This is a genomic window from Methylobacterium sp. 37f (genome assembly GCF_023093475.1).
Taxonomy (GTDB): Bacteria; Pseudomonadota; Alphaproteobacteria; order Rhizobiales; family Beijerinckiaceae; genus Methylobacterium.
This window is the reverse complement of record NZ_JAGHKN010000003.1, coordinates 123017-146051: the sequence shown is the minus strand read 5'-3', so window position 1 is coordinate 146051 and position 23035 is coordinate 123017. Positions and strand designations below refer to the sequence as shown.

19 protein-coding genes and 1 tRNA gene are annotated in these 23035 nt (G+C 67.7%); 9 read left to right on the top strand and 11 right to left on the bottom strand.

Annotated elements, in window-relative coordinates; all coding sequences use genetic code 11:
* The first annotated feature begins 84 nt into the window (after window positions 1-84).
* The 4 genes from J7U37_RS03295 (at window position 85) to J7U37_RS03280 (ending at window position 3416) form a co-directional block, all read left to right on the top strand.
* Window positions 85-1575: a protein adenylyltransferase SelO gene (locus tag J7U37_RS03295; protein WP_247634804.1), complete on the top strand. Its 1491-nt coding sequence runs from the start codon at window positions 85-87 to the stop codon at window positions 1573-1575.
* Window positions 1576-1663: 88 nt separating this feature from the next.
* Complete coding sequence (locus tag J7U37_RS03290; RefSeq protein WP_247634854.1) at window positions 1664-1936, top strand: hypothetical protein; 273 nt, start codon at window positions 1664-1666, stop codon at window positions 1934-1936.
* A gap of 114 nt (window positions 1937-2050) precedes the next feature.
* Window positions 2051-2239 (top strand): hypothetical protein, encoded by a 189-nt coding sequence (locus tag J7U37_RS03285; RefSeq protein ID WP_056484833.1) that lies wholly within the window; start codon window positions 2051-2053, stop codon window positions 2237-2239.
* Between the two features lie 490 nt (window positions 2240-2729).
* The gene (locus J7U37_RS03280) at window positions 2730-3416 is read left to right on the top strand and encodes a carbonic anhydrase (RefSeq protein ID WP_056484831.1); all 687 of its coding nucleotides are present in this window, start codon (window positions 2730-2732) and stop codon (window positions 3414-3416) included.
* A gap of 34 nt (window positions 3417-3450) precedes the next feature.
* Here the strand turns inward: J7U37_RS03280 and J7U37_RS03275 are convergent, their stop codons facing one another.
* The 4 genes from J7U37_RS03275 to J7U37_RS03260 all read right to left on the bottom strand — a co-directional run bounded on the left by J7U37_RS03275 (window position 3451) and on the right by J7U37_RS03260 (window position 6974).
* The gene (locus tag J7U37_RS03275; protein WP_082504019.1) at window positions 3451-4791 is read right to left on the bottom strand and encodes an adenylate/guanylate cyclase domain-containing protein; all 1341 of its coding nucleotides are present in this window, start codon (window positions 4789-4791) and stop codon (window positions 3451-3453) included.
* A gap of 245 nt (window positions 4792-5036) precedes the next feature.
* Window positions 5037-5522 (bottom strand): MmcB family DNA repair protein, encoded by a 486-nt coding sequence (locus J7U37_RS03270; RefSeq protein ID WP_056185847.1) that lies wholly within the window; start codon window positions 5520-5522, stop codon window positions 5037-5039.
* Between the two features lie 124 nt (window positions 5523-5646).
* Complete coding sequence (locus J7U37_RS03265) at window positions 5647-6447, bottom strand: cobalamin-binding protein (protein ID WP_247634803.1); 801 nt, start codon at window positions 6445-6447, stop codon at window positions 5647-5649.
* A gap of 5 nt (window positions 6448-6452) precedes the next feature.
* Entirely contained in the window at window positions 6453-6974 is a 522-nt protein-coding gene (locus tag J7U37_RS03260; RefSeq protein WP_247634802.1) for a DedA family protein, read from the bottom strand.
* 208 nt (window positions 6975-7182) lie between these two features.
* Here J7U37_RS03260 and pdxY point away from each other — a divergent pair, with 208 nt between their 5' ends.
* The 3 genes from pdxY (at window position 7183) to J7U37_RS03245 (ending at window position 9754) form a co-directional block, all read left to right on the top strand.
* Entirely contained in the window at window positions 7183-8031 is an 849-nt protein-coding gene (pdxY, locus tag J7U37_RS03255) for a pyridoxal kinase PdxY (RefSeq protein ID WP_056185769.1), read from the top strand.
* Between the two features lie 117 nt (window positions 8032-8148).
* Window positions 8149-9045 carry a PhzF family phenazine biosynthesis protein gene (locus J7U37_RS03250; protein WP_056484824.1) on the top strand — a complete coding sequence of 299 codons (897 nt, stop codon included), beginning with the start codon at window positions 8149-8151 and terminating at the stop codon, window positions 9043-9045.
* The gene (locus tag J7U37_RS03245; RefSeq protein ID WP_247634801.1) at window positions 9038-9754 is read left to right on the top strand and encodes an NUDIX hydrolase; all 717 of its coding nucleotides are present in this window, start codon (window positions 9038-9040) and stop codon (window positions 9752-9754) included. The genes J7U37_RS03250 and J7U37_RS03245 overlap by 8 nt, the downstream gene beginning before the upstream one ends.
* On the opposite strand, the gene J7U37_RS03240 is transcribed toward J7U37_RS03245, so the two are convergent.
* Window positions 9745-10071 (bottom strand): hypothetical protein, encoded by a 327-nt coding sequence (locus J7U37_RS03240; RefSeq protein WP_247634800.1) that lies wholly within the window; start codon window positions 10069-10071, stop codon window positions 9745-9747. The two genes, J7U37_RS03245 and J7U37_RS03240, sit on opposite strands and share 10 nt — an antisense overlap.
* Window positions 10072-10283: 212 nt before the next feature.
* Window positions 10284-10769 carry an SRPBCC family protein gene (locus J7U37_RS03235; protein ID WP_247634799.1) on the bottom strand — a complete coding sequence of 162 codons (486 nt, stop codon included), beginning with the start codon at window positions 10767-10769 and terminating at the stop codon, window positions 10284-10286.
* A 564-nt stretch (window positions 10770-11333) separates the two neighbouring features.
* On the opposite strand from J7U37_RS03235, the gene J7U37_RS03230 reads away from it, so the two are divergent.
* Window positions 11334-12902, top strand: a complete 1569-nt coding sequence (locus J7U37_RS03230; RefSeq protein WP_247634798.1) for a 2-isopropylmalate synthase — start codon at window positions 11334-11336, stop codon at window positions 12900-12902.
* A gap of 103 nt (window positions 12903-13005) precedes the next feature.
* Window positions 13006-13081, top strand: a tRNA-Lys gene (locus J7U37_RS03225).
* A gap of 376 nt (window positions 13082-13457) precedes the next feature.
* On the opposite strand, the gene J7U37_RS25070 is transcribed toward J7U37_RS03225, so the two are convergent.
* The 5 genes from J7U37_RS25070 to J7U37_RS03190 form a co-directional block, all read right to left on the bottom strand.
* Window positions 13458-16013 carry a family 16 glycosylhydrolase gene (locus J7U37_RS25070; protein ID WP_282103563.1) on the bottom strand — a complete coding sequence of 852 codons (2556 nt, stop codon included), beginning with the start codon at window positions 16011-16013 and terminating at the stop codon, window positions 13458-13460.
* 673 nt (window positions 16014-16686) lie between these two features.
* Window positions 16687-18648: a family 16 glycosylhydrolase gene (locus tag J7U37_RS03205; protein WP_247634797.1), complete on the bottom strand. Its 1962-nt coding sequence runs from the start codon at window positions 18646-18648 to the stop codon at window positions 16687-16689.
* A gap of 886 nt (window positions 18649-19534) precedes the next feature.
* Window positions 19535-20899 (bottom strand): tandem-95 repeat protein, encoded by a 1365-nt coding sequence (locus tag J7U37_RS03200; protein WP_247634796.1) that lies wholly within the window; start codon window positions 20897-20899, stop codon window positions 19535-19537.
* 420 nt (window positions 20900-21319) lie between these two features.
* Entirely contained in the window at window positions 21320-21934 is a 615-nt protein-coding gene (locus tag J7U37_RS03195) for a sugar transferase (RefSeq protein WP_244478340.1), read from the bottom strand.
* Between the two features lie 394 nt (window positions 21935-22328).
* Window positions 22329-23018 (bottom strand): esterase, encoded by a 690-nt coding sequence (locus J7U37_RS03190; protein ID WP_056182023.1) that lies wholly within the window; start codon window positions 23016-23018, stop codon window positions 22329-22331.
* Window positions 23019-23035: the final 17 nt, after the last annotated feature.

The window sequence follows — 23035 nt, the reverse complement described above, 5'->3', positions numbered from 1 at the left end:
CGCGCAGGATTTGCCTTGCGGGCTGCCAGACCCCAGCTCGGGGATCGACATGGCCGCCGCGCCCCACACGGGATCACCCCTTCGATGACACCCGCTTCCTCCTCCACCATTCCCTTCGCCAACACCTACGCGCGCCTGCCGGAGCGCTTCTTCGCCGAAGTCGCGCCGACGCCGGTCGCCGCGCCCCGGCTCATCCGGGTGAACGCCGAACTGGCCGCCCTGCTCGGTATCGATTCCGATTGGCTCGCCAGCCCGGATGGTGTCGCGGTGCTGGCGGGCAACAGGGTGCCGGAGGGCGCCGAGCCGCTCGCCATGGCCTATGCGGGCCACCAGTTCGGCAACCGCGTGCCGCAGCTCGGCGACGGCCGGGCCATCCTGCTCGGTGAGGTGGTCGGCCGCGACGGCATCCGGCGCGATATCCAGCTTAAAGGGTCGGGCCCGACCCCGTTCTCGCGGCGGGGTGACGGCCGGGCCGCCCTCGGTCCGGTGCTGCGGGAATACGTGGTCAGCGAGGCCATGGCGGCGCTCGGCATTCCCAGCACCCGCGCCCTGGCGGCCGTGCTCACCGGCGATTCCGTGATGCGCGAGACGGTCCTGCCCGGCGGTGTCCTGACCCGGGTGGCCACCAGCCACATCCGCGTCGGCACCTTCCAGTTCTTCGCCATGCGGGGCGATGTCGACGGGGTGCGCGATCTCGCCGATCACGTCATCGGCCGGCACTATCCGGAACTGGCGCAAGCCGACAATCCCTATCAGGCTCTGCTCACGCGGGTGGTCGAGCGGCAGGCGGATCTCGTCGCGCGCTGGCTCCTGGTCGGCTTCATCCACGGGGTGATGAACACCGACAATTGCGCGGTCTCCGGAGAGACCATCGATTTCGGCCCCTGCGCCTTCCTCGACGCCTACGACCCGTCCGCCGTCTTCAGCGCGATCGACGAGAACGGCCGCTACGCCTACGGCAATCAGCCCGGCATCCTGCACTGGAACCTCACCCGTCTGGCCGAGGCCCTGCTGCCCCTGCTCGCCCGCGAGACGGAGGACGGTGTCGCAGTGGCGCAGGATCTCCTCGGGGCCTTCGGGCCGCGCTTCGAGGCAGCGTATTACGGCGGCCTGCGGGCCAAGCTCGGCCTGACTCGTGCGGAGGAGGCCGACAAGGACCTCGGCCGGGCACTGCTGGAGATCATGGGCGCGAACCACGCGGATTTCACCCTGACGTTCCGCCGCCTCGGGGAGGCCGCCCTCGGACCGGAGGGTGACGCCGGCGTGCGCACCCTGTTCGACGATCCCGGGGCCTACGACGCCTGGGCGGTGCGTTGGCGCGAGCGGCTCGCCGCCGAACCGATGGACCCCGAAACGCGCCGCGCCGCGATGAACCGGGTCAATCCCGCCTTCATCCCGCGCAACCACCGGGTCGAAGCCGTCATCGAGGCGGCGATCGCCCGCGACGATTTCGGCCCCTTCCACGAACTCGTGACGGTGCTGGCCAAGCCCTACGACGACCAGCCTGCCTTCGCGGCCTATGCCGAGCCGCCCCAGCCGCACGAGCGGGTGCTGCGCACCTTCTGCGGCACCTGACACCCAGGGAGCACCGGCACGCGGTTATCGGTGCTTCCAGAACAGGTCCGGCTGGCGGAGCGTTCTTAAGCCAGGAGGACCTTCAGCCATGGCCGACACACGCAAGACATCGTCCGAATCGCTCGCCACCGGTCCGCGCGATACCGTCAGCGGCGCGGTCCGGGACGCTCCGGGTGAGCCGATGGAGCGGCCCGGAACCGAAAACGCCGAGCAGGCCGCGCGGACCGGGGGGATCGCGGGAGCCATCGACGGACCTCGCCTGACCCCGCAGGGTCGGACCGGCGAGGACGCGTCCGACCCGGATGAAACCGACCCGATGGGCGGCATGAAAACGGGGCAGCCCGACAAGGCGGAGGGCTGATCCCGCCTCGGGACGCGCGCCGAAACCAGTTGGCCCCGCGAACCATCCCCTTGCAAAGTTGTTGGTATACCGTATTCCAAGTGGCGTTCTCGCGTCATGCCGAGAGGTGCATCGATGACACAGACAGTGAAGCCGGATCGTCCGATCTGGCCACCCGTTCCCGACACGCGGACGGGCCCGGAGCCCAAGCCTGCCCAAGCTGATACCCCGCCGCCGAATTCGGCCGGGATCGAACGTCCGGCACCGGATTCCGCCCTGATCAAGCCGACCGCCTTCGAGGGCTTCGGCTCGTTCTCGGGCTGAGGACACCGGGCCGGCCGGGATCGCCAAAATCGATCGCGGATCCTCAAGCACCGATCGACCATCAAACCCTCCTTGGCGCGGAAAGCCACGGAGGGTTTCGTCTGTCGGGACACACGGTTCGTTCCCCGCGTGAGGCAGATCCAGGTCTTTGCGCAGGCTGCCGAAGGGCAGTTAATCCCAGTGTATTTCAGTCTGATCGCCGAAGTCGTGCCGCCGCGCACCCGGGCGATGGGGCGAATGGATTAAAATAAATATCTATACTTGTGCAGTTCTGCACTTTCCGTCGCGGTGTTGCGACCTAATCTGTTCTTCCTGCATCAACGAGAGAACGCGGCGGGGTCGAACGGATGCAGGCGCGCATCGTCCGCTCCTGCCTGCCTCTCGGCGCCTCGCATCTCACCGGCTTGAATCTCAGCGGCTTGAATCTCAGCGGCTTGCATCCGGGCGCCTCGGCGCGTCGGGCAAGGCCATCACCAGCGAAGGAACAGGTATGGACACGCTCATCCAGGGCATTTCGCAGTTTCGCGGCAACGTCTTCCCCGGGCAGGAGGCGATGTATCGCCAGCTGGTCCGCGACGGGCAGCAGCCTCAGGCGCTGTTCATCGCCTGCGCGGATTCCCGCGTCTCGCCCGAGCACATCACCCAGGCCGGCCCCGGCGACCTGTTCGTGTGCCGCAACGCCGGCAACATCGTGCCTCCGTTCTCGCAGGTGAACGGCGGTGTCTCCTCGGCCATCGAGTACGCCGTGGTGGCGCTGGGGGTGAAGGACATCGTGATCTGCGGCCATTCGGATTGCGGGGCGATGAAGGGTTTGGCCGATACCAAGGCCCTGGAGGCGATGCCGAGCGTCGCCGCCTGGCTGCGCCACAGCCACGCCGCTCAGAAGATCGTCTGCGAGGCCTATCCGGCCGATCTCGACCCCAAGACCCATGCGCGGGTCCTGGCGCTCGAGAACGTCGTGGTCCAGCTCAACCATCTGCGCACGCATCCGAGCGTCGCCGCCGGCCTCGCCAAGGGCGAATTGCGCCTGCACGGCTGGTTCTTCGAGATCGAGACCGGCGAGGTCCTGGCCTATGACGGCGCGCAGTCGCGCTTCGTGGGCCTCGCGGACGGCGCGGCGCTTCCGGTCGCCGACGCTCCGAGCGCCCGGGTGATGACGACCGGACACGCGGCCTGACGCAAACCTGGGCGGCGGCTGTCTGGCTGCCGCCTCACGCGACGGACGGGAGGGCGGGCTCGGTCTCCGGGGCATCCGCGTCATCGGCCCACGACACCGCAAAGAGCCGCATGTCGCGGGTGTCGCGACAATCCGAGGGCGGCATGGCGGAGAGCCGCAGCGTCGCCAGGGTGGTCGGGCTCAGCAGGCGGATCACGTCGTCCGAGGCCGCGACGGACAGATCTGCGGCCTTGGCCCGCGCCTCGATCCGGGCGAGGCGGTTCATCGGCGTCCCCAGCACGGTGAATTCGGCCCGGTGCCCGTCGTCGAAGACGCCGACCAGGACCTCGCCGGCATGCAGCGCCAGGGTGATGCGCAGGACGGGACGGCCCTCGTCGCGACGCTCCACGTTCAGGCGCGCGAGGCGCGCCAGGATGGTCCGGCCGCAGGCGAGGGCCGCCTGAGCCTGGGCCTGGGGGCGTCCGACGATGAACTGGGCCAGGATGCCGTCGCCGACGTACTTGTCGACGATGCCGCCATGCTCGGTGACGGCCACATGGGTCAGGGCGCGCATGTCGAGCAGCGCCCGCACCACCTCCTCCTGCGCGTGGTTGCGCGAGAAGGCCGAGAAGCCGCGCAGGTCGAGGCCGAACAGGCAGGCGTGGCGGGATTGTACGGTGCCGAGCCCGCCGCCGCTCTCGGCGAGGGCGCCCGCGACCCGGCGGGGCACGAAGCGCGCGAGGCTGGTGCGCTCCCGCTCCATGCGCAGGGCCGTGGTCACCGCCGCCTGGAGGCGCCGCACCCCGTCGATCACCACGAGGCTGGCGGCCAGGAAGGTCAGGAGGCCGGGCACTTCCTCCTCGAAGGTCACGTGCGGGCCGAGCAGCGCGCTCTCGGGGACCAGGAAGGCGAACAGGAGGGTGAGGCCCCACCCCAGGCCCACCAGCCCTGAGAAGGCCGCCGTGTGCCACACCCGCATGCTGAGCCCGGTCTGGAGCAGCAGGAGGAAAGCCGGCAGACGGCTGACGGCCGTGGCAGTCTCCTCGGTCTCCACCGCGCCGACCAGCATGTGCTCGACGAGAAGGAACAGGGCCACGCCGGCATTGAGCAGCGTTGCCGTCCAGGCCAGCCATTCGGTCGTGCGCTCGCCCGCCCGGTCGCTCTGGCTCGCGCGCCAGTCGGCGAGACCGAGGCCGAGGGAGAACAGCGCGTAGATGCTGAGGCCGACCCAGTGATGGGCCGAGTGGTTCGATCCGTCATAGCCCTGCGCGGTGGCGAGCAACACAAGGACGATGACGAGATGAAGCACCAGCGAGCGGCGTCCCGAAGCCGCCTGGAGGCGGCGCAGGATGGTGGGGTCACCCAGGTTCGGACGGCGACGGGACGGAATGCGCATGACGGGACGATCGATTGGAGGGATCGCGGGGGCTTAGCACCCTGTGCGTCCGCGGCGTCATAACAACTCCGAACCGCGCGTCTCGCAGGTGGCACGGTTCGGCCGCAGCGCTGCGTCGCCCTGGCCAGGACGAGGTCCCGCACTTCTCGCAACCCGTGAAGCCAGGAATGGCGGGTCTCGACAGTGCGCCGACCGGCAGTGATCCGCGGGAGAGCATCATCGCCGGCGATCCGGCGAACGGGATCTCAGAGGGCGCCTTCGCGGATCGCGCCGGGATCGGCCAGGGCGTGCAGCAGGCGCGCCGCGTTGTGGGCGAAGCGCAGGGTCACGGCTTTGCGCCGGGGACCGCTCAGGGGATGATCGGCGGGATCGCGCAGGATCGCTGCCCCGAAGGCATCGGCGACGATGAGGCCGGCCTCCTCCGGCGTCAGGGTGGTGGAGAGCGTCTCGGGGATGGCGAAGTAGAAGCGGTCGCAATAGTCGCGGTAATCCGGCCATTTCCGATCGGCACGAAAATCGGCCACGCTCGACTTGATCTCCACGATGGTCAGGCGCCCGGCCGGGCACAGGGCGATGATGTCGGCGCGCCGACCGTTCGCCAGGGAAAATTCCGGAATGGTGACGTGGCCGAGTTCGGCGAACAGACGCCGGACGCCGCGTTGGACCTGGAGCGCGGTGGCCGACTGACGCCGGTCGGGCGGGAGGAGGACGGTCGCGAGGGCTGCTGACATACGGCTCTGATGGATCGGGAATTTGTCCCGAATCGGGATCGACCACAGGAAATCAGCCGCCGCGCGGCTTGTCACCTGCGACCCCGTTGCGCGGGCATCGGCGCCAAGCATCACCGGCCGAGCATCACCCGCCGGTCAGAACGTCCGAGGCGTGCAGGGCCGCCCGGATCGCATCGAATCCGTCGGTAAGCGCGGCCGGACCCGGCTGCAGGATCAGCGGCGATTTGATTTCGTGGATGCGGCCGGCCGCGACGGCGGGGATCGCGTCCCAACCGGGGCGGGCGCGGATACGATCCGGGTTCACGCGCTTGCCGCACCAGGAGGCGAGGATCACGTCCGGCCGCGCGGCGATCACCGCCTCCGCGGTGACGATCCGGTCCTTGGCCGCCGGTTCCCGGCTGAGGTCTGCGAAGACATCGTCGCCGCCCGCCTGCGCGATCAGGTCCGAGACCCAGCCGATCCCGGAAATCATCGGCGCGTCCCATTCCTCGAAATACACGCGCGGCCGCGGCCGGCCGACGCTTTCCCGGGCGACGCAGTCGATCCGCTCGGCGAGGCGCGTGGCCAGGGCGTCGGCGTCGGCAGGCACGCCCACCAGGGCACCGACGGTGCGGATCATGGCGAGGCAGCCGGGCAGGTCGCGCTGGTTGAACAGGTGCACGGCGATGCCGGCCCGGGCCAGGTCGGCCACGATCTCCGCCTGCAGATCGGAGAAGGCGAGCACGAGATCGGGGCTGAGGGCCAGGATCTTCGGCAGGTCGGCCGAGGTGAAGGCCGAGACCCGCGGCTTCTCGCGGCGCACCCGCGCCGGCCGCACCGCATAGCCCGAGACTCCGACGATGCGGTCCTCCTGTCCCAGCAGATACAGGGTCTCGACCGTCTCCTCCGTCAGGCAGACGATGCGCTCGGGTGGAAAGCACCGCATGGCGCTCAGCCCTTGAAGTTGGCGAGCAGGCCGGCGCCTGGGGCCAGCATCAGGAAGGCCCAGGCCAGGGCCGAGGTCACGTTGGCGATCTGGAACGGCAGGCGTTTGACGCCGAACACCCCGGCGATGAGGGGCACCACGGCGCGGGCCGGGCCGATGAAGCGCCCGATCAGGATGCCGCCCGCGCCCCACCTGTGGCAGAAGCGCTCGGCGCGCTCGACGAGCGCGGGGTAGCGCCGCATCGGCCACATCTGCTTGGCGCCCTCCTTGTAGTAGTGCCCGAATTCGTAGGAGACCCAGTCGCCCAGGGCTGCGCCGAAGGCGCCGGCCAGCATCACCGGCCAGAACGGGATGCCGACCGAGCCCATCAGCGCCCCGATGCCGAGAAGCAGGAAGGTGGCGGGCACCAGCAGCGACAGGAAGGCCAGGGATTCGCAGAAGGCGAGGATGCCGACGATGAGCGGCGTCCATCCCTGGTTCGCCTCCACGAAGGCGAGGGTGCTGGTGCGGAGGGCTTCGAAGTCCATGTCGTCCGGAAATCCATCATGGCTGAGTGTGTCGGGCACGGGTCGGAGCCCTGACCCCGAATGCGGACCGGACCGGTTGCGCCGCTGTGGCGAAAGCCCTGTGCCGGGGCAAGCCGGGGTCACACGAAGGAGGGTGCGAAGGCGGGAGACCTTGCGGTAAGGGCTGGCACGACCGATCCTTCGGCGCGCGTCTTTGGGAGAAAACGGTTTGAACATCCTCTCGATTCAGTCGCACGTCGCCTTCGGCCATGTCGGCAACGCGTCCGCGGTGTTTCCGATGCAGCGCCTCGGTGTCGAAGTCTGGCCGATCCACACGGTTCAGTTCTCCAACCACACGGGCTACGGCGCCTGGCGCGGCCGGGTGTTCGACGGACCCGCGATCGAGGATCTCGTCGCCGGCATCGCGGAGCGCGGAGTGCTCGGCACCTGCGACGGCGTCCTGTCGGGCTACATGGGCTCGGCCGATATCGGCACCGCCATCGTGCGGGCGGTGGCCTCGGTGCGGGCGCTCAACCCGAAGGCGCTCTATGCCTGCGATCCCGTGATGGGCGATACCGATCGGGGCATCTACGTGCGCCCTGGCATCCCGGAATTCATGCGCGACCAGGCGGTTCCCGCCGCCGACATCGTGACCCCGAACCAGTTCGAGCTGAATCACCTCTCGGGCCTGCCGACCGGGACCCTGGCGCAGGCCAAGCGCGCGGTGGCCTCGGTACAGGCCCTCGGCCCCCGGGTCGTGCTCGTCACGTCGCTGATCACCGACGACACCCCCGCCGACGCCATTGACCTGATGGCCGGGGAGGGCGGGCGGTTCTGGCGGCTGCGCACGCCACGCCTGCATCTCGACGTGAACGGGGCCGGCGACGCCATCGCGGCCCTGTTCCTGGTGCATTATGCCCGCACCGGCTCGGCGGCCGAGGCCCTCGGGCTGGCGGGGGCGTCGGTCTATGGACTGCTTCGGCGGACGGCCGAGGCCGGCTCGCGCGAGATCCTGACGGTGGCCGCGCAGGACGAGTTCGTCACGCCGAGCGAGACGTTCCCGGTGGAGACGGTCTAGCCAAGACGGTCTAGCCAAGACGGTTGACGCGAGACGGTTGAGCCAGGACGGTTAAGGTAAGACGGTCTAGGCAAGACCCTCCAGGGTTGTATCGCCCCCCGTTCGGAGATCCCCACCATGACGCGCCGCTTCGTGACCCTCGACGTGTTCACCGACACCGCCCTCGCCGGCAACCCCTTGGCGGTGGTGCTGGATGCCGAGGGTTTGGACACGGCCGCCATGCAGGCCCTCGCGGGCGAGTTCAACCTGTCCGAGACGGTGTTCGTGCTGCCGCCCGAGGCGTCGCGCCACCGGGCCCGCCTGCGCATCTTTACACCCGCCACCGAATTGCCCTTCGCGGGGCACCCCACCCTCGGCACGGCCGTGCTGCTGGCGCTCCGCGACCGAAGGGCCGGCCTGACCGACGCGCTGGCCTTCGGGCTCGAAACCACGCTCGGGACCTTGGCCTGCGTGATCGTGCCGGGGGAGGGACGCGGCACCGGCCGGTTCAAGATGCCGGTCCTGCCCGAGTTCCTGGGCGATGGCCCGGAGCCGGACGCGGTCGCCGCCGCGCTCGGCCTGGAGCCCGCTGAGATCGGCTTCCTGCGTCATGCCCCGAGCCGCCACGGGGCCGGACCGGGCTTCCTGTTCGTGCCGCTGGCGAGCCGCGAAGCCCTCGGGCGCGCACGCGTGGTGTCGAGCGCGCTCGCGGCCCTGGGACCGCCTGCGGCGCTCTATTGCTACACGCCCGACCCGGAGGGGCTCGGCCATCGCTACCAGGCCCGGATGTTTGCGCCTCATCTGGGCGTGCCGGAGGACCCGGCGACGGGGTCGGCGGCGGCGGCCTTCGCGGGGGTGATGATGCAGTTCGAGCCCCTCGGCGAGGGCGAGCACGACATCGTCCTGACCCAGGGCGTCGCGATGGGCCGCCCGAGCACCATCGGGGTGCAACTCTGCATCGAGGCTGGCGCCCTGCGCTCGGTGGAGATCAGCGGCAGCGCCGTGCTGGTCAGCGAGGGAACCCTGCTTGTCTGAGTCCTTCACCTGGACGCGGCTGCGCCACCTCGAAGCGCGGCTGGTGGCGCATGACTGGGCCTGGGCCCGCGACAATGCCGAGACCATCGCCGCCACCTGGGCGCGGCGCTGCGCGGAGCGGTCCGGCCTGTTCGACGGGCGCGTTCTCCTCGCCCGCGCCTGCCGCATCACGGGGGATCGCTGCGAGATCGACCTGTTCGAGGTCGCGTACTCGCAGTTCCTGGCCTTCCGGCAGGCCGGATCGCCCGATCCCGCAGTGACCAACGCCTTCGCGGCCATCGTGCCGTGGACCGTCGACGGCGCGGCCCTCCTCGGCATCATGGGGGCGCACACCGCCAATGCGGGCCAGATCTACTTCGCCTGCGGAACGCCGGACCGGGACGACATCCGCCCGGGCGGAGAGGTCGATCTCGCCGGCAGCGCCGCCCGCGAGTTTCGTGAAGAGACGGGAATCGCCCTGGCCCCGGACGCGGCGGAGGCGTGGGTTCTCCTCAGCGGTGAGAGCCAGCGCGCCTTCCTGCGGCCGGTCCGCTTCGCGGAGGAGGCCGATGCGCTGCTGGCCCGGATGGAAGCGCATCGCCGGGCCGAGGCGGCGCCGGAACTCGCCGGCTTTGTCACCGTGCGGGGGCGCGACGACCTCGATCCCACCCGCATGCCCCCCTTCGTGCAGGCCTACCTGGAGGACGCCTTCGCGGGGACCTACGGGTAGCCGTAGCGCGCCTTCGCGGCCGCGAGCAGACCGAGCGCTTCCCGGTCGCGTCCACCCTGGCAGGCCGTCGCGGCATTGCGCAGGTCGGTGCTGAAGCGCTCGCCCACGGGGGCGTTGAGATTGCCGGTCGCGACATCGCTGTCGACCACCGCCTGAGTCCGGGCGATGGCCGGCCCGCAGCCACTGCCCTGTGGAAAAGGCGCGGCGACCACGGGAGCGGCGGCGACGGCCGCGGCCGGTGGGGTTGAGGCGGTCGGCTTGCAGGCCCCGACGAGGCCGGCGGTGACGAGGACAACGATGAGGCTGACGCGGGACACGGCGGCTCCTGACAACGAAGGTGCCGGCAAACGGCACAGCTTGATCCGGGCCGGTTCTGCGCTGCCTCGCAGGGCCGGTCAATCCGGCCTGCCGCTCCGTCCCGGCGAAGCTCCGAAGGCGGAAAACACGGCAGGACGGCGCGAAGGCATCGCCCTGCCGCTATTTGGCGCCATTACTTGCCGTAGTTACTTGGCGCCGTTACTTGGCACTGTTACTTCGACTTGTCGGCGATCGCCTTCAGGCCGGACTCGTAGATGCCCGAGATGGCATCGACCGCGACGGTGTCCGGAGCGCCCTTCGCCTTGAAGCTGCCGGTCCACTTGACCGTCGAGCCCGTGCCCTTCGGTATGACCGACAGGGTGGAGCTGTAATCGCTGACCGGCAACGGGCCGGAGACGATGGCGTAGGTGTAGGACATCGCCTTGTCGTCACGGGCCGTCTGCGATTCGACGATGGTACCGCCGCCCTTCAGGCTGAGGGTCCGGAGGGACTTGCCGCCCTCCTGCGACAGGACACACTTCTCGATCGCCGGATGCCATTGGCCGATCCCGCAGAAATCCCCGATCGTCGACCAGACCTTGGCCGGGGGCGCCGCGACCTCGGTGGATTTGGCGACGTCGAGGGCATAGCCCGGGAGGGTGCCGGCGAGGAGCGCGAGGGTGGGCAGCGCGAAGGTGCGCGTGAGCGTCCGCAGCATGGTGGGGGTTCCTTCCTGATGTTTTTTCTTGGGTGAGCGGACTGTTTTGCCCGCCGGACCGTGCGAGGCCCGAATGGCAAGCTAGGCAGAGTTGCGCTGGTGGCAATGCGCAGCGATCCGATCGTGGTGGTTATCGCCTGCGATCGAGCGCCAGAACCGCCCCGGAGCTGCCTTCGACCGAAATTCCTGCGTCCCGGCCGCAGCTTGCGGCCTGCCCAGCCAGCCCCGAACCTTGTCAATCCGCGGCCCAGGGTCTACGACAGCCGCCTTCGCAACGGTTCGCGCGCCCCGTCGACGCGCCCTTGCCCCTCGGGAGAGACGAGCCTTGGCCAGTGCCGGCTCCACGCGCCGCTTCACCGACGCCGCTTCCGCGGCGGCTCGGTCGCGCGCGTCTCTCGTCCTCCTGCGTCTCCTTATCCGCCCCTGAGGGCCGTCCGGGCGCGTGCGCCTGGGCTCTCAGGGGAGCGCATCCGCGAGACCCGTGACGGCGCTGGCCGCCCGGGCTCCCTCGACACCACCGGCGTCCGCGTCCGCCCGGGACCGCGCCGCGACAGGATTCCTCCGATGACCGCTTCCGTGACCGATTCCACACCCAAAGACCGCGTCCTCATCTTCGACACCACCCTGCGCGACGGCGAGCAATGCCCCGGCGCCACCATGACGCTCGACGAGAAGCTGGCGGTGGCCGAACTCCTGGACACGATGGGCGTCGACATCATCGAGGCGGGCTTCCCGATCGCTTCGCATGGCGACTTCGAGGCGGTGTCCGAGATCGCGCGCCGGGCCAAGCGCGCCACGATCGCGGGTCTCGCCCGGGCGATCCCGGCCGACATCGCCCGCGCGGGCGAGGCGGTGCGCCACGCTGTCCGGGGACGGATCCACACCTTCGTCTCGACATCGCCGATCCATCTCGCGCACCAGATGCGCAAGTCCGAGGACGAGGTGGTGGAGATCATCCTGAAAACCGTGACCCAGGCGCGCAACCTCGTCGAGGATGTCGAATGGTCGGCCATGGACGCGACCCGCACGCCGATCGATTATCTCTGCCGCTGCGTCGAGGCGGCGATCCGATCGGGCGCCACCACCATCAACCTGCCCGACACGGTGGGCTACGCCACGCCGGACGAGTACCGCCGGATGTTCCAGAACGTCCGAAACCGCGTGACCAACGCCGACAAGGCGATCTTCTCGGTGCATTGCCACGATGACCTCGGCCTCGCCATCGCCAATTCCCTGGCGGGGCTCGAGGGCGGTGCACGGCAGGTGGAATGCACCATCAACGGCATCGGCGAGCGCGCCGGCAACGCCGCCCTGGAGGAGATCGTGATGGCGATCCGCACCCGTGGCGACGTGATGCCTTACGAGACCGGCATCGAGTCGACGATGTTGACCCGCGCCTCGAAGCTGGTCAGCCACGCGACGAACTTCCCCGTGCAGTACAACAAGGCGATCGTCGGCCGGAATGCATTCGCCCATGAGAGCGGCATCCACCAGGACGGCATGCTCAAGCACACCGAGACCTACGAGATCATGACCCCGGCCTCGGTCGGCGTCGCCAAGACGTCGCTGGTGATGGGCAAGCACTCGGGCCGCGCCGCCTTCCGCTCGAAGCTGGAAGAGCTCGGCCTGAGCTTGAGCGACAACCAGATGCAGGACGTGTTCGAGCGCTTCAAGGCCCTGGCCGACCGCAAGAAGCATGTCTACGACGAGGATATCGAGGCCCTGGTCGATGAGAACCTCGCGACCGCGCACCACCGCATCCGTCTCGTCTCCCTGTCGGTGATCGCGGGCACGCGCGGCCCGCAGCGCGCCACCCTCAAGCTCGACATCGAGGGACGCGTGGTCACCGAGGAGGCCGACGGCAACGGTCCGGTCGATGCCGTCTTCAACGCGATCCAGGCCCTGGTGCCGCACGAGGCCGACCTCGAGCTGTATCAGGTCCACGCGGTCACGGAGGGCACCGATGCCCAGGCCGAGGTCTCGGTTCGCCTGAAGAGCGGCGAACGCAGCGTCACCGCGCGCGGCGCCGACCCGGACACCCTGGTGGCCTCGGCCCGGGCCTATCTCTCCGCCCTCAACAAGCTCTCGGCCTCGGCCGTTCGCCTGCACGCCCAGAGCCCGGCGGCGGTTTAGCCGAGAAAATAACGCTCCGGGGGTGGACACCTCCGGAGCCCTTTGCTATCAGCCCCCTCGTCGCGGCGGACTTGGTGGGCCGCAGCGACCGCCGCAAGGCGTTGGGTGCATAGCTCAGTTGGTAGAGCAGCTGACTCTTAATCAGCGGGTCCAAGGTTCGAACCCTTGTGCACCCACCAAATCTCCTCAGACGGCCGAAGCTCTGGACCTACGTCCGGAGCTTTTGTGTTTTCGGAATCTTGCGAACATCATGACGACGGCTCGTCCAATCTGGGCCGGTCTCGGCTGGCGCCACGGTCGCCGGATCCTGCCTGCGCTGCGGTTCCACCGCTTCGCATTCAGCCTGTCGGTCATGTGTGCGGAGGTGGTCCTGGCGCGCTCTGCACCGATACGAGGCCTGAGATTCGGCGGAGAAGGCGCCTGTCGATCGCTTGCTTCGCGCAGGTGAGACGCTGCCGAGCCGTGGATGCGGAACGCGGTCGGTGTCGTTCAGCCCGGCAGCCACACGCCTGCCGGGCTGATGCAAATCAGCGCTTCAATCGAGCCAGCTGGATCTTACAGCAGGTCGTCGTTGGCCCACGCCCGAACGTAGTCGACGTTCATCTGGGCGGTCGGCATGGAGGCGTCGTACTTGCCCGGCCAGCTGCCGGTGTCACCCACCGCCAGATTGACCAGCATGTACATCGGCTCGTTCATATCGCGTGGTGTCGCCATCTCGGCGACTTTCGCGCCGTCGATATACCACTTGAGCGTGTCCTTCTGCCAGTCGACCCCGAAGGTGTGGAAGCCTTCCGTCAGATCCTCGGTCTGTACGGGGAAGCTCGTCAGGGTGTGACCGCCGATCTTGGAATGGGCTGACACGTAGGCGGTGTCCGTGTCGTGGCCCAGAAGCTCCATGACGTCGAGTTCGGTCCGTCCATTGTTGGCCGCGTTCAGCAGCCAGAAAGCCGGCCACATGCCCTGGCCCGCCGGCAGCTCGGCACGCATCTCGAAGTAGCCGTAGGTCTGGGCGAACGACTTGGCCGTGGTGAGCACGCCCGAGGTGTAGGCCAGGCCCAGCGGATTGCCGTCGTGATCCGGGGCCGCCGTGATGCTGAGGACGCCGTCCGAGATCGAGAACGGGTCCGTGCCAACGGATTTGTCCGTGTAGTACTGCGCCTCCTTGTTGGCCCCCAGGGTCCGATCCTGGCTGCCGATGCCGTACGTCGTCTTCCACACCGTGCCTTTGCCGTTGGCCGAGGCACTGAGGGTGTTGAACTCTTCCGCGAAACTCAACGTCATGCCCGGATGCGACGGGTCCGCCGGCAGGGCGAAGTCGCCGGCCTTGAGGTTCGTGAGCGCCACGTTCTGCAAGGTCAGCGTCTCGCCGCCGCCGAGCGCGATGACGGTGTCCGAACTGACCTGCTTGGCTGCCAGCTTCAACTCGGCGAAGCTGTGCAGGTTGACCCCCTCCATGCGGACCTTGTCCACGCCGGAGGTGAAATCGGTGATGATGTCGCTGCCCTCGCCCTTGGCGATGACGAAGGTATCCGCCCCGCCGCGGCCGGTCAGGATGTCGTTCCCGGCCTTGCCGTTGAGGGTCTGGGCGCCGCCATCGCCGGTGATCATGTTGTTGAGGCTGTTGCCGGTGCCGCTCTTGGCGTTGCTGAAGATCAGGTTCTCGACATTGGCGGAGAGCGTGTAATCCCGCCAGGCGACGACGACCGTGTCGACGCCGCCGCTGGGCGCCTCGACGACCTGATCGCTCGATTGCCAGATGTGGTAGGTGTCGTCGCCGGCGCCGCCGGTCAGGACCGCACCACCCTTGTCCCAGCCCCAGATGTCGTCGTGCCCGGCCGTGCCGCTCAGGGCCTTGACGGCATTGTTGGCCTTGATCGTGTGGGTCGGCGTGGCACTTGCGCGGGCTGCCTCGCCCGTCTCAGCCGAGGGCGCAGCCAGCACGGGCGGAGCCACGACCACGGGCGGCTTCGACAGCACGGGGGGAGCCGCGACCACGGGCGTCTCCGCGGAGGCTTCGAAGACGAAGTCGCCGGACTTCAGCGTGCCATTGGCATGGGCGGCGGTGAAGCGGCCGACGGCCGCGCCGTGCTCGCGGATCTCGTAGGTGTGCAGCGTACCTTGACGGGCGATCTCGACCACGTTGGCATCGGCGGCAAAGCCGCGGAACACCAGCGTGTCCCCGCCGGCGGCGCCGGCCCCCTGAAAGTCGGTGATCCGGTCGAGGGCCGTGCCCGTCAGGCCGGCCGTCCCGGCCAGATCCGCCTTGCTGAAGACGAAGCGGTCGGCTCCGGCCCCGCCCGTCAGCAGGTCGACGCCGAGCCCACCGGTGATGATGTCGTTGCCGGCGCCGCCGTTGATGGTGTCGTTGCCCGACGCCCCGATGATGATGTCGTCACCGTCCTGGCCGGCGATGAGCTGCGCCCGCGTCCCGCGCGAGGAGAGGTCGATCCGATCCGCACCTGCGGTGCCGGCGGTGTACTGAGCCGCCAGGGGTGCGATCGGGCCGCTGCTCGAACTGACTGGTGCGGTTGCGGAAACCACCGGCGCGAGCGTGCTCGACGCCGCCGGCGTGATCAGCGCTTCCGGAGAAGGCTTGACCACGGACGCCTCCGACGCCTCGAACACGAAGTCGCCTGACTTGAGCGCCTCTCCGGCATGGACGGCGGTGAAACGGCCGACGGCGACGCCGTTCTCCCGAATTTCGTAGGTGTGCAGCGCGCCCTGCCGACTGACCTCGACCACGCTGGAATCGGTGGCGAAGCCCTGGAGGACGATGGTATCGCCCCCGGCGACGCCGGCGCCCTCGAAGTCGGTGATCCGGTCGAGGGCGGCGCCCGTCAGGGTGGCCGTACCGGCGAGATCCGCCTTGCTGAACACGAAGCGGTCGGCCCCGGCTCCACCCGTCAGGGTGTCGACGCCGAGCCCACCGGTCATGATGTCGTTTCCGACGCCACCGTTGATTGTATCGTTGCCCGATGCACCAATGATGATGTCATCACCATCCTGGCCGGCAATCAGTTGTGCGCGCGTCCCGCGCGACGAGAGGTCGATCCGATCCGCACCCGCTTTGCCTGCGGTGTACTGAGCCGATAACAATGCCGTGTCCGCCATGGGTCGCTTACTTTCTCGCGATCGATGACGGACGATGCGAGCAGCCAAGTTAATGCAGGGCAAATACTGCCGGTTGTTCCCCAACTTAGCGTAGTGAGGTACTTGTTTCGTTAAAGATCAGTACCGCGACACAGACAAATTAATCTAAACATTGAGTTCAAAGGCCCCGGATGGAGCGAGTGCGGGAGCTGGTCGCGGCCTGCATCTGGCCAAGCGCCCGGACGTGCCGTCAATGGGCAGGGAGGGCGGCTGATATCGGTTCGCGGTCCGGCGCAGGCGACGGCGTTATGTCGAGGGCGGTTGCGCGGGCCTGCCGCACGATCCAGACCCCTCCATCCGGAGTTCCGACGTCAGGTGGATGTCGCCCCCTCACCGGACGAGGTCGCTCCCGGGAGGCAGTGCGCCGTGGCCAAAAGCGCGAGACGCGCCGTGCCCTGGCTTCCGCCAAAATCGTTTTCATGGGAGTGGCGGGCTAAAACCTTCCTCGCCGGAAGGAAGATCCGCCACCGGACCGGATGCTGCTGTCGGTCGACCCGACTGTGCCAGCAGCATCCGGTGTTTTTGTTTCAGCCCTGCCTGATCTGAAGTCCCGAAGACCCGGGCCTCTGCAGGCCGCGGCGTCGACGAAGCCGCCGGATCTCAGGGCCGGAGGTAAGGCACCAACAGACGCGGGTCAGTGGATGGCGTCGTTAGCCCACGCGTGGACATAGTCGACGTTCAGCTGCGTGGTCGGCATGGAGGCGTCGTACTTGCCCGGCCAGCTGCCGGTGTCACCCACCGCCAGGTTGACCAGCATGTACATCGGCTTGTGCATGTCACGCGGGGTTGCCATCTCGGCCACCTTCGCACCGTCGATGTACCATTCCAGCGTGTCCTTCTGCCAATCGACGCCGAAGGTGTGGAAGCCCTCGGTGAGGTCGTCCGTCTTGACGGGGAAGCTCGTCAGAGTGTGGCCGCCGATCGAGGAATGCGCCGTGGCGTAGGCGGTGTCCTTGTCGTGGCCCAGGAATTCGAGAACGTCGAGTTCGGCCGGCCACGTCCCGTCGGCGTTCAGCAGCCAGAAGGCAGGCCACATACCCTGGCCCGCCGGCAGCTCGGCGCGCATCTCGAAATAGCCATAGGTCTGGGCGAACGACTTGGCCGTGGTGAGCACGCCCGAGGTGTAGGCCAGACCCAGCGGGTTGCCGTCGTGATCCGGAGCCGCCGTGATGCTGAGGACGCCGTTCGAGATCGAGAACGGGTTCAAGCCGACGGATTTGTCCGTGTAGTACTGCGCCTCGTTGTTGGACCCCAGGGTCCGATCCTGGCTGCCGATGCCGAGCGAGCTCTTCCACACGGTACCGTTGCCCGTCGCCGAAGCGCTCAGGCCGTTGAACTCCTCGGCGAAGCTCAACGTCATGCCCGGATGCGACGGGTCCGCCGGCAGGGCGAAATCCTTCGCCTTGAGGTTTGTGACGGAAAAATTGTCCAGCGTCAGCGTCTCGCCGCCACCCAACGCGATGACGGTGTCCGAACCGACCTGCTTGGCCGCCGTCTTCAGCTCGGCGAAGCTGTGGAGGCTCACCCCCTCCAGGCGGACCTTGTCCACGCCGGAGGTGAAATCGGTGATGATATCGCTGCCCTCACCCTTGGCGATGATGAAGGTATCGGCCCCGCCGCGGCCGGTCAGGATGTCGTTCCCGGCCTTGCCGTTGAGGGTCTGGGCGCCGCCATCGCCGGTGATCATGTTGTTGAGGCTGTTGCCGGTGCCGCTCTTGGCGTTGCTGAAGCTCAGGTTCTCGACATTGTCGGGCAGGATGTAGTCGCGCCAGGCGACGATGACCGTATCGACGCCGCCGCTGGGCGCCTCGACGACCTGATCGCTCGATTGCCAGATATGATAGGTGTCGTCGCCGGCGCCGCCCTTCAGGACAGCATTGCCCTTGTCCCAGCCCCAGATGTCGTCGTGACCGGCCGTGCCGCTCAGGGCCTTGACGGCGTTGTTGGCCTTGATCGTGTGGGTCGGTGTGGCACTCGCGCGGGCCGACTCGCCCGTCTCAGCCGGTGGCGCGACCACCACGGGGGGCTTGGGCTCGACCGGAGGGGCAACCACCACCGGCGGCAGCGGCACGGGCGGCAGCGGAATGGTCGTCGATGCAGAGGCGCCGACAACGTCGACGGATACCATCAGGTCGCCGGCATGAACGACGTTCAAGCGGCCCACGGCGGTCCCGTTCTCCTGAATTTCGTAGGTGTGCAGCGCGCCGCGGCTGCTGATCTCGACCACGCTGGCATCGGCGGCGAAGCCCTCAAACACCAGGGTGTCCCCGCCGGCGACGCCGGCCCCCTGGAAGTCTACGATCCGATCGAGGGCTGCGCCCGTCAGGTTGGCCGTGCCGGCGAGATCCGCCTTGCTGAACACGAAGCGGTCCGCACCGGCCCCGCCCGTCAGGGTGTCGGCGCCGCGGCCGCCACGAATCGTGTCCTGACCGGCGCCCCCATTGATCTTGTCGTTGCCCGTCCCCCCGATGAGGACGTCATTGCCGTTGCCGCCCGCGATCAGCTGGGTCTGCGTGCCGCGAGAAGAGAGATCGATCCGGTCCGCGTTCGCAGTCCCTGCGGTGTATTGGGCTTTCGACTGGGTTGTACTTGCCATCCGTCACTCACATTTTGCTTCCGACGGAGGGAACCTAGAGCACTATGAACAAGTTTATGCAACCCCTGAGCCGGTAATTGCCTCAGTGCGTCCAGATTTCGCAGGCACTCGCGCTTGTATCCGACCGCGAGCTCTGCTTCTTTGAAGCTACAAAGATCGATACTGCCAGAATTTTATGCCTTGTTGTTTTTTAGCAACGCGAAATATATTGGCTGATTTGTCGAAGTGCTGAATTCCTAGAGATACAGTCCTATAAGAATACAGTCTGATCTTGAAAATATTCTTACAGATCCCGGTCAAGCCCCTTGCATGGCCCGCTCTTGACGATGCCGGCAACCCGATGCTGGAGATTGGCCCAGTGATGATCGCGGCGGTGGTTTACCCGGACCGGAATACAACCCTGGTGAGTCCTTTCGAGACCGATACGTCCCGCCGTACGGCCAGCGAGGTCCCCGTCGTCGGCGGCGTTGGGACGACATCTACACGATCGGGATTCAGAATACCAAGATCGTCGAGACGGCCGGTGCGAGCACTGCCACCGTCATCGGCTTAGGCGGCCGCGACATGCTGGGGGGCGACATCAAGACCCTCAGTATTCAGGGCATCAGCATCGGTAAGGCGGACGCACAAACCTTTGGCGGACGCCTCGACAATGCGGGGCTCAGCCGAGCCCTTGCTTAGAGGCCGACCGAAGGCCTTCTCCTTCGAACGCAGGTCCGAATCAGTGCTGCCGGAGCCGGGACCTCGCGGCCGGTCATCTCAGTCAAACCGTGTGGCCGGGGAGCCGGTGGGGCCGGTTCGACATGAGGGCGCAGGCTGCTCGTGTCCGGTCGGTGGAGTTGGGACCCTTCAGGAAGGGCGCTCGGACCGGACCCCTTCCTGGCGTTCAGGCGAAGGCGTAATCGCTCGAGGTCAGTACCTGACCCAGCGCACCGCCCGCGCTCACCAGGATCTGCCCCTCCGACACGCCTGCTCCGTCCTGCACCTCGTACACCCGCGCATTGCCTGAAGCACCGACCAGCGCCAGCGTCGAGCCCGCGGCAAAGCCCGTGAAGCGGATCACATCGCCCCCGGCTTGGCCCGCACCCTGGAAGTCCACGATCAGGTCAGTGGCACCCGTCAGGGAAAGATCGCCGCGCGCGATGTGGAAGGTGTCGTTGCCCGCACCGCCACCGAGGCGGTCGGCGCCCATGCCGCCCGTGATGCTGTCGTTGCCGGCGCCGCCCGTGGCGATGTCGTTGCCCGCACCGCCGTTGAGCGCGTCGTTGCCGGCGCCACCCCGAAGCGTGTCGTTGCCCTCCAGACCCGCGATCTGCACGCGCGTGGTGGCGGAGGCGTAGTCCAGCGTATCGGCCCCCGCCGTGCCGCGCACATAGCTGCCGGCCGCGGTTTGCCCGACGAGGACGCTGACGGTGGCCGTATCGCTGAGCCCGGTCCCGTCCTCGACCTGGTAGGTGAAGCTGGCCTGACCCGTGAAGCCGGCTTTCGGGGTAAAGACGACCTGGCCGTTGCCGAGGCTCACCGAGCCGTTGGCGGCGTCGCCGACCGCCGTGAGGGTGAGCGTGTCGCCATCGGCGTCGGTGTCGTTGCTCAGGAGTTGCGCGATCGGAATGACCAGAGGCTGGCCGGCACCGGTGGCGCCGCTGTCGTTGCTGGCTTCGGGCGCGTCCGCCACCGGCGTGACCGTGAGAACGATGGGGGCGTAAGTGAGAGGGCCGCCGTTGGGACCGGATATGAGGTCAAAGGTATCGGTACCGTTGAAGTCCGGATCCGGCTGATAGTAGATGAGCTGGTTGCGGCCGTTTTCCGGATCGTCTTCTTGATAGACCACGCCGTGTTCGGGCTGATCGTAGCTGGTCCCTCCGCCATTGGCGATAATGTAGCTGGCGACGAAGACGCGCGTGTCCTCCGAAACCGTGATCGACCGCGGCTCCGGAGCGGGCTCCCCGTAAAGGATCTGCACCGTGCCGGTGCTGGTGAGACCCTCCTGATCGGCAACCGTGTAGACGAAGGTGGCCACGCCCTCAGCACGGATGGACGGATTGCCGACGGAAAAATAGATGGCGTCGGTATTGGGGTCGCTTAAGGAAGCCCAGTCTCCCGTGCCGGTGCCGGGCTTTGGCTCGATCGCCACCAGCGTCAGAGGGCCACCCTCAGGATCTCTGTCGTTTTGGGTGAGATCCGAGAAGCTGAAGAACTGCTGAAAATCATCGTAGTAGGGACGGACATTGAGGATATCGTCCTGGGTCACAGGTGCAAGATTTCCGCCTGCTGCCATGATCGGCCTCCCTAATTGTTCAAGTATTTTATGACGCGCTTGGATACTGCGCAATTGGGATTGTTAACAATCCGAAGACCGAGGCCGGCAGCTGATTCTGTTCGCAGACGTCTCACGCGCCGGCGCGCCGCGAAAAGCCGTTCCCGATCCCGTCTTCATCCGAGAACCGCGCCCGATCCAGGACGGTCGCTTCACGATAGATGCAGACACGGCACGCGCTCGCGTCGTGACGATCGCACATGGCCCGGCATGGGTTCGGCCATGCCGCGATCGGGATTCCCGGGTTCAGGTCCAGGTGCGGGTGCAGTGCAGGCAAGGCACCCCGGCGAATCGGACCGGGTCCCATCCGATCGAATTCCCGACCTTGTGAAGCGACGCCTGCGCTGCCGGATGTCAGCGGCTGCCGCGCTGCGTCAGCACGGTCGGGACGGTCCGCAACAGGATGGCCATGTCGCGTGAGAAGCTCCAGCGGGTGGCGTAGTCGAGGTCGAGGGCGACCCGCTCGGCGTACGAGCAATCGCTGCGCCCCGACACCTGCCACAGGCCGGTCACTCCAGGCGTGACCGAAAAGCAGGCCGCGAACGCCGCGCCGTAGCGCTCGATCTCGCTGGAAACGATCGGGCGGGGGCCAACCAGGCTCATCTCGCCGCGCAAGACGTTCACCAACTGGGGCAGCTCATCCAGGCTGGTCTTGCGCAGGATCGAGCCGAGCTTCGTGATCCGTGGATCATGAGTGAGCTTGTGCGTCGCCTCCCATTCGCGCCGCGCGGCGGGGTTCGCCGCCAGATGCGCGCGCAGCACGGCATCGCCGTCCGTGATCATGGACCGGAACTTGAGGCAGCCGAAGTGGCGGCCATCGCGTCCAATCCGCATGTGGCGGAAGATCGGCGCCTTGCGGTCGCTCGCCCAGACAAGCAGGCCGAGCATCAGCAGCAGCGGGAGGAGCAGAAAGAGCGCGATGGCGGCAACGGAAATATCCAATCCACGTTTGCCCAACACTTCCAGCATGGACGGAGCGTCCGCGTGTGAATTTGCCATCACAAGCGTTCGCGCAGCGCGATCCGATGTGTTCTTCCAAGGGCCAAACGGCATCGTCGCGGTGCTCAAGATTAGGATTAACTCCGTCCTAACGTCGAGCTGGCGAAAAGGGTTCATACTTATATTTGCGGCGCCAGTCCTGCACTGATGTTGATCTGCTCGCGTAGAGCGGGGCGTGATCTGCGGGCGACCTGTCCTGTCGTGGCTCCTGTTCGGATCGGCGCGCAGAAACCGAGCGCCGCGTGCCGTCGGACCGCATCGTGGACGTTGTCGATCAGGCTGCAGCAGGTCCTCCGGGTCGTGCCGGCGCAAAGAAGCGAGGGGCCGGCGAGACTCCGGGCATTCGTCCGGCGCGTTCGGACCTTCAGGAGGTCGTACCCTCGAGGAGGACCCTTATCCCTTCGGACACCACGGATGGATCGTAGGCGTGCGGCCCATCGTACTCGACCGCCATCACCTCATAGCCGGCCTCTCGCAACTGGGCGACGTGGACCCGGGCGCTGCGGGCGATCGGAATCTGCTCGTCGCGTGTGCCGTGCGACAGGAAGATCCGCGGCGCCCCCGATTGCAGGTGGACGGAGAGGAAGCCCGCCGAGGAGACGAGGAGGTGGGTGACCACGTGGCCGTTGGCGAGGCCGAGGGAGAGCGTGTAGCTGCCGCCATCCGAATGGCCCGCGAAGATGAGGTGAGTCGGGTCGAGGAGGTAGCGCGCGCTCACCTCGGCGAGCGCCTGATCGAGCCGCTCGCGGTCGGGACCATGCCCGCCGATCACCAGATCCCAGGTCGGGAACAGCGATTGGGGCGCCAGAAGCAGGAAGCCGCGTGCCTTTGCGTGGTCCTCCAGCATCGGCAGGATCTTCTCGGCACTGCCGCCGCCTCCGTGGAACAGCACCACCAGGGGCGTCGGCCGGCGCGGCACGATCCCATCCGGCACCACCAGCATCGCGTCGCGTTCGGCAAACAATTCCAGGGCATGGCGCCCCGGAGGCAGGGGCGGCTTCGTCGGAAGCCGATGGGCGAAGGTGAGCCGCCCGGCGAGCTGGGGATCGATCATGCGAACCTCTGTGGCGG

Bases quoted from the DNA above. Each gene is read 5' to 3' on its own strand.
- J7U37_RS03295 (WP_247634804.1), top strand. From the start codon at position 85: ATGACACCCGCTTCCTCCTCCACCATTCCCTTCGCCAACACCTACGCG.
- J7U37_RS03290 (WP_247634854.1), top strand. From the start codon at position 1,664: ATGGCCGACACACGCAAGACATCGTCCGAATCGCTCGCCACCGGTCCG.
- J7U37_RS03285 (WP_056484833.1), top strand. From the start codon at position 2,051: ATGACACAGACAGTGAAGCCGGATCGTCCGATCTGGCCACCCGTTCCC.
- J7U37_RS03280 (WP_056484831.1), top strand. From the start codon at position 2,730: ATGGACACGCTCATCCAGGGCATTTCGCAGTTTCGCGGCAACGTCTTC.
- J7U37_RS03275 (WP_082504019.1), bottom strand. From the start codon at position 4,791: ATGCGCATTCCGTCCCGTCGCCGTCCGAACCTGGGTGACCCCACCATC.
- J7U37_RS03270 (WP_056185847.1), bottom strand. From the start codon at position 5,522: ATGTCAGCAGCCCTCGCGACCGTCCTCCTCCCGCCCGACCGGCGTCAG.
- J7U37_RS03265 (WP_247634803.1), bottom strand. From the start codon at position 6,447: ATGCGGTGCTTTCCACCCGAGCGCATCGTCTGCCTGACGGAGGAGACG.
- J7U37_RS03260 (WP_247634802.1), bottom strand. From the start codon at position 6,974: ATGGACTTCGAAGCCCTCCGCACCAGCACCCTCGCCTTCGTGGAGGCG.
- J7U37_RS03250 (WP_056484824.1), top strand. From the start codon at position 8,149: ATGACGCGCCGCTTCGTGACCCTCGACGTGTTCACCGACACCGCCCTC.
- J7U37_RS03235 (WP_247634799.1), bottom strand. From the start codon at position 10,769: ATGCTGCGGACGCTCACGCGCACCTTCGCGCTGCCCACCCTCGCGCTC.
- J7U37_RS03230 (WP_247634798.1), top strand. From the start codon at position 11,334: ATGACCGCTTCCGTGACCGATTCCACACCCAAAGACCGCGTCCTCATC.
- J7U37_RS25070 (WP_282103563.1), bottom strand. From the start codon at position 16,013: ATGGCGGACACGGCATTGTTATCGGCTCAGTACACCGCAGGCAAAGCG.
- J7U37_RS03205 (WP_247634797.1), bottom strand. From the start codon at position 18,648: ATGGCAAGTACAACCCAGTCGAAAGCCCAATACACCGCAGGGACTGCG.
- J7U37_RS03195 (WP_244478340.1), bottom strand. From the start codon at position 21,934: ATGCTGGAAGTGTTGGGCAAACGTGGATTGGATATTTCCGTTGCCGCC.
- J7U37_RS03190 (WP_056182023.1), bottom strand. From the start codon at position 23,018: ATGATCGATCCCCAGCTCGCCGGGCGGCTCACCTTCGCCCATCGGCTT.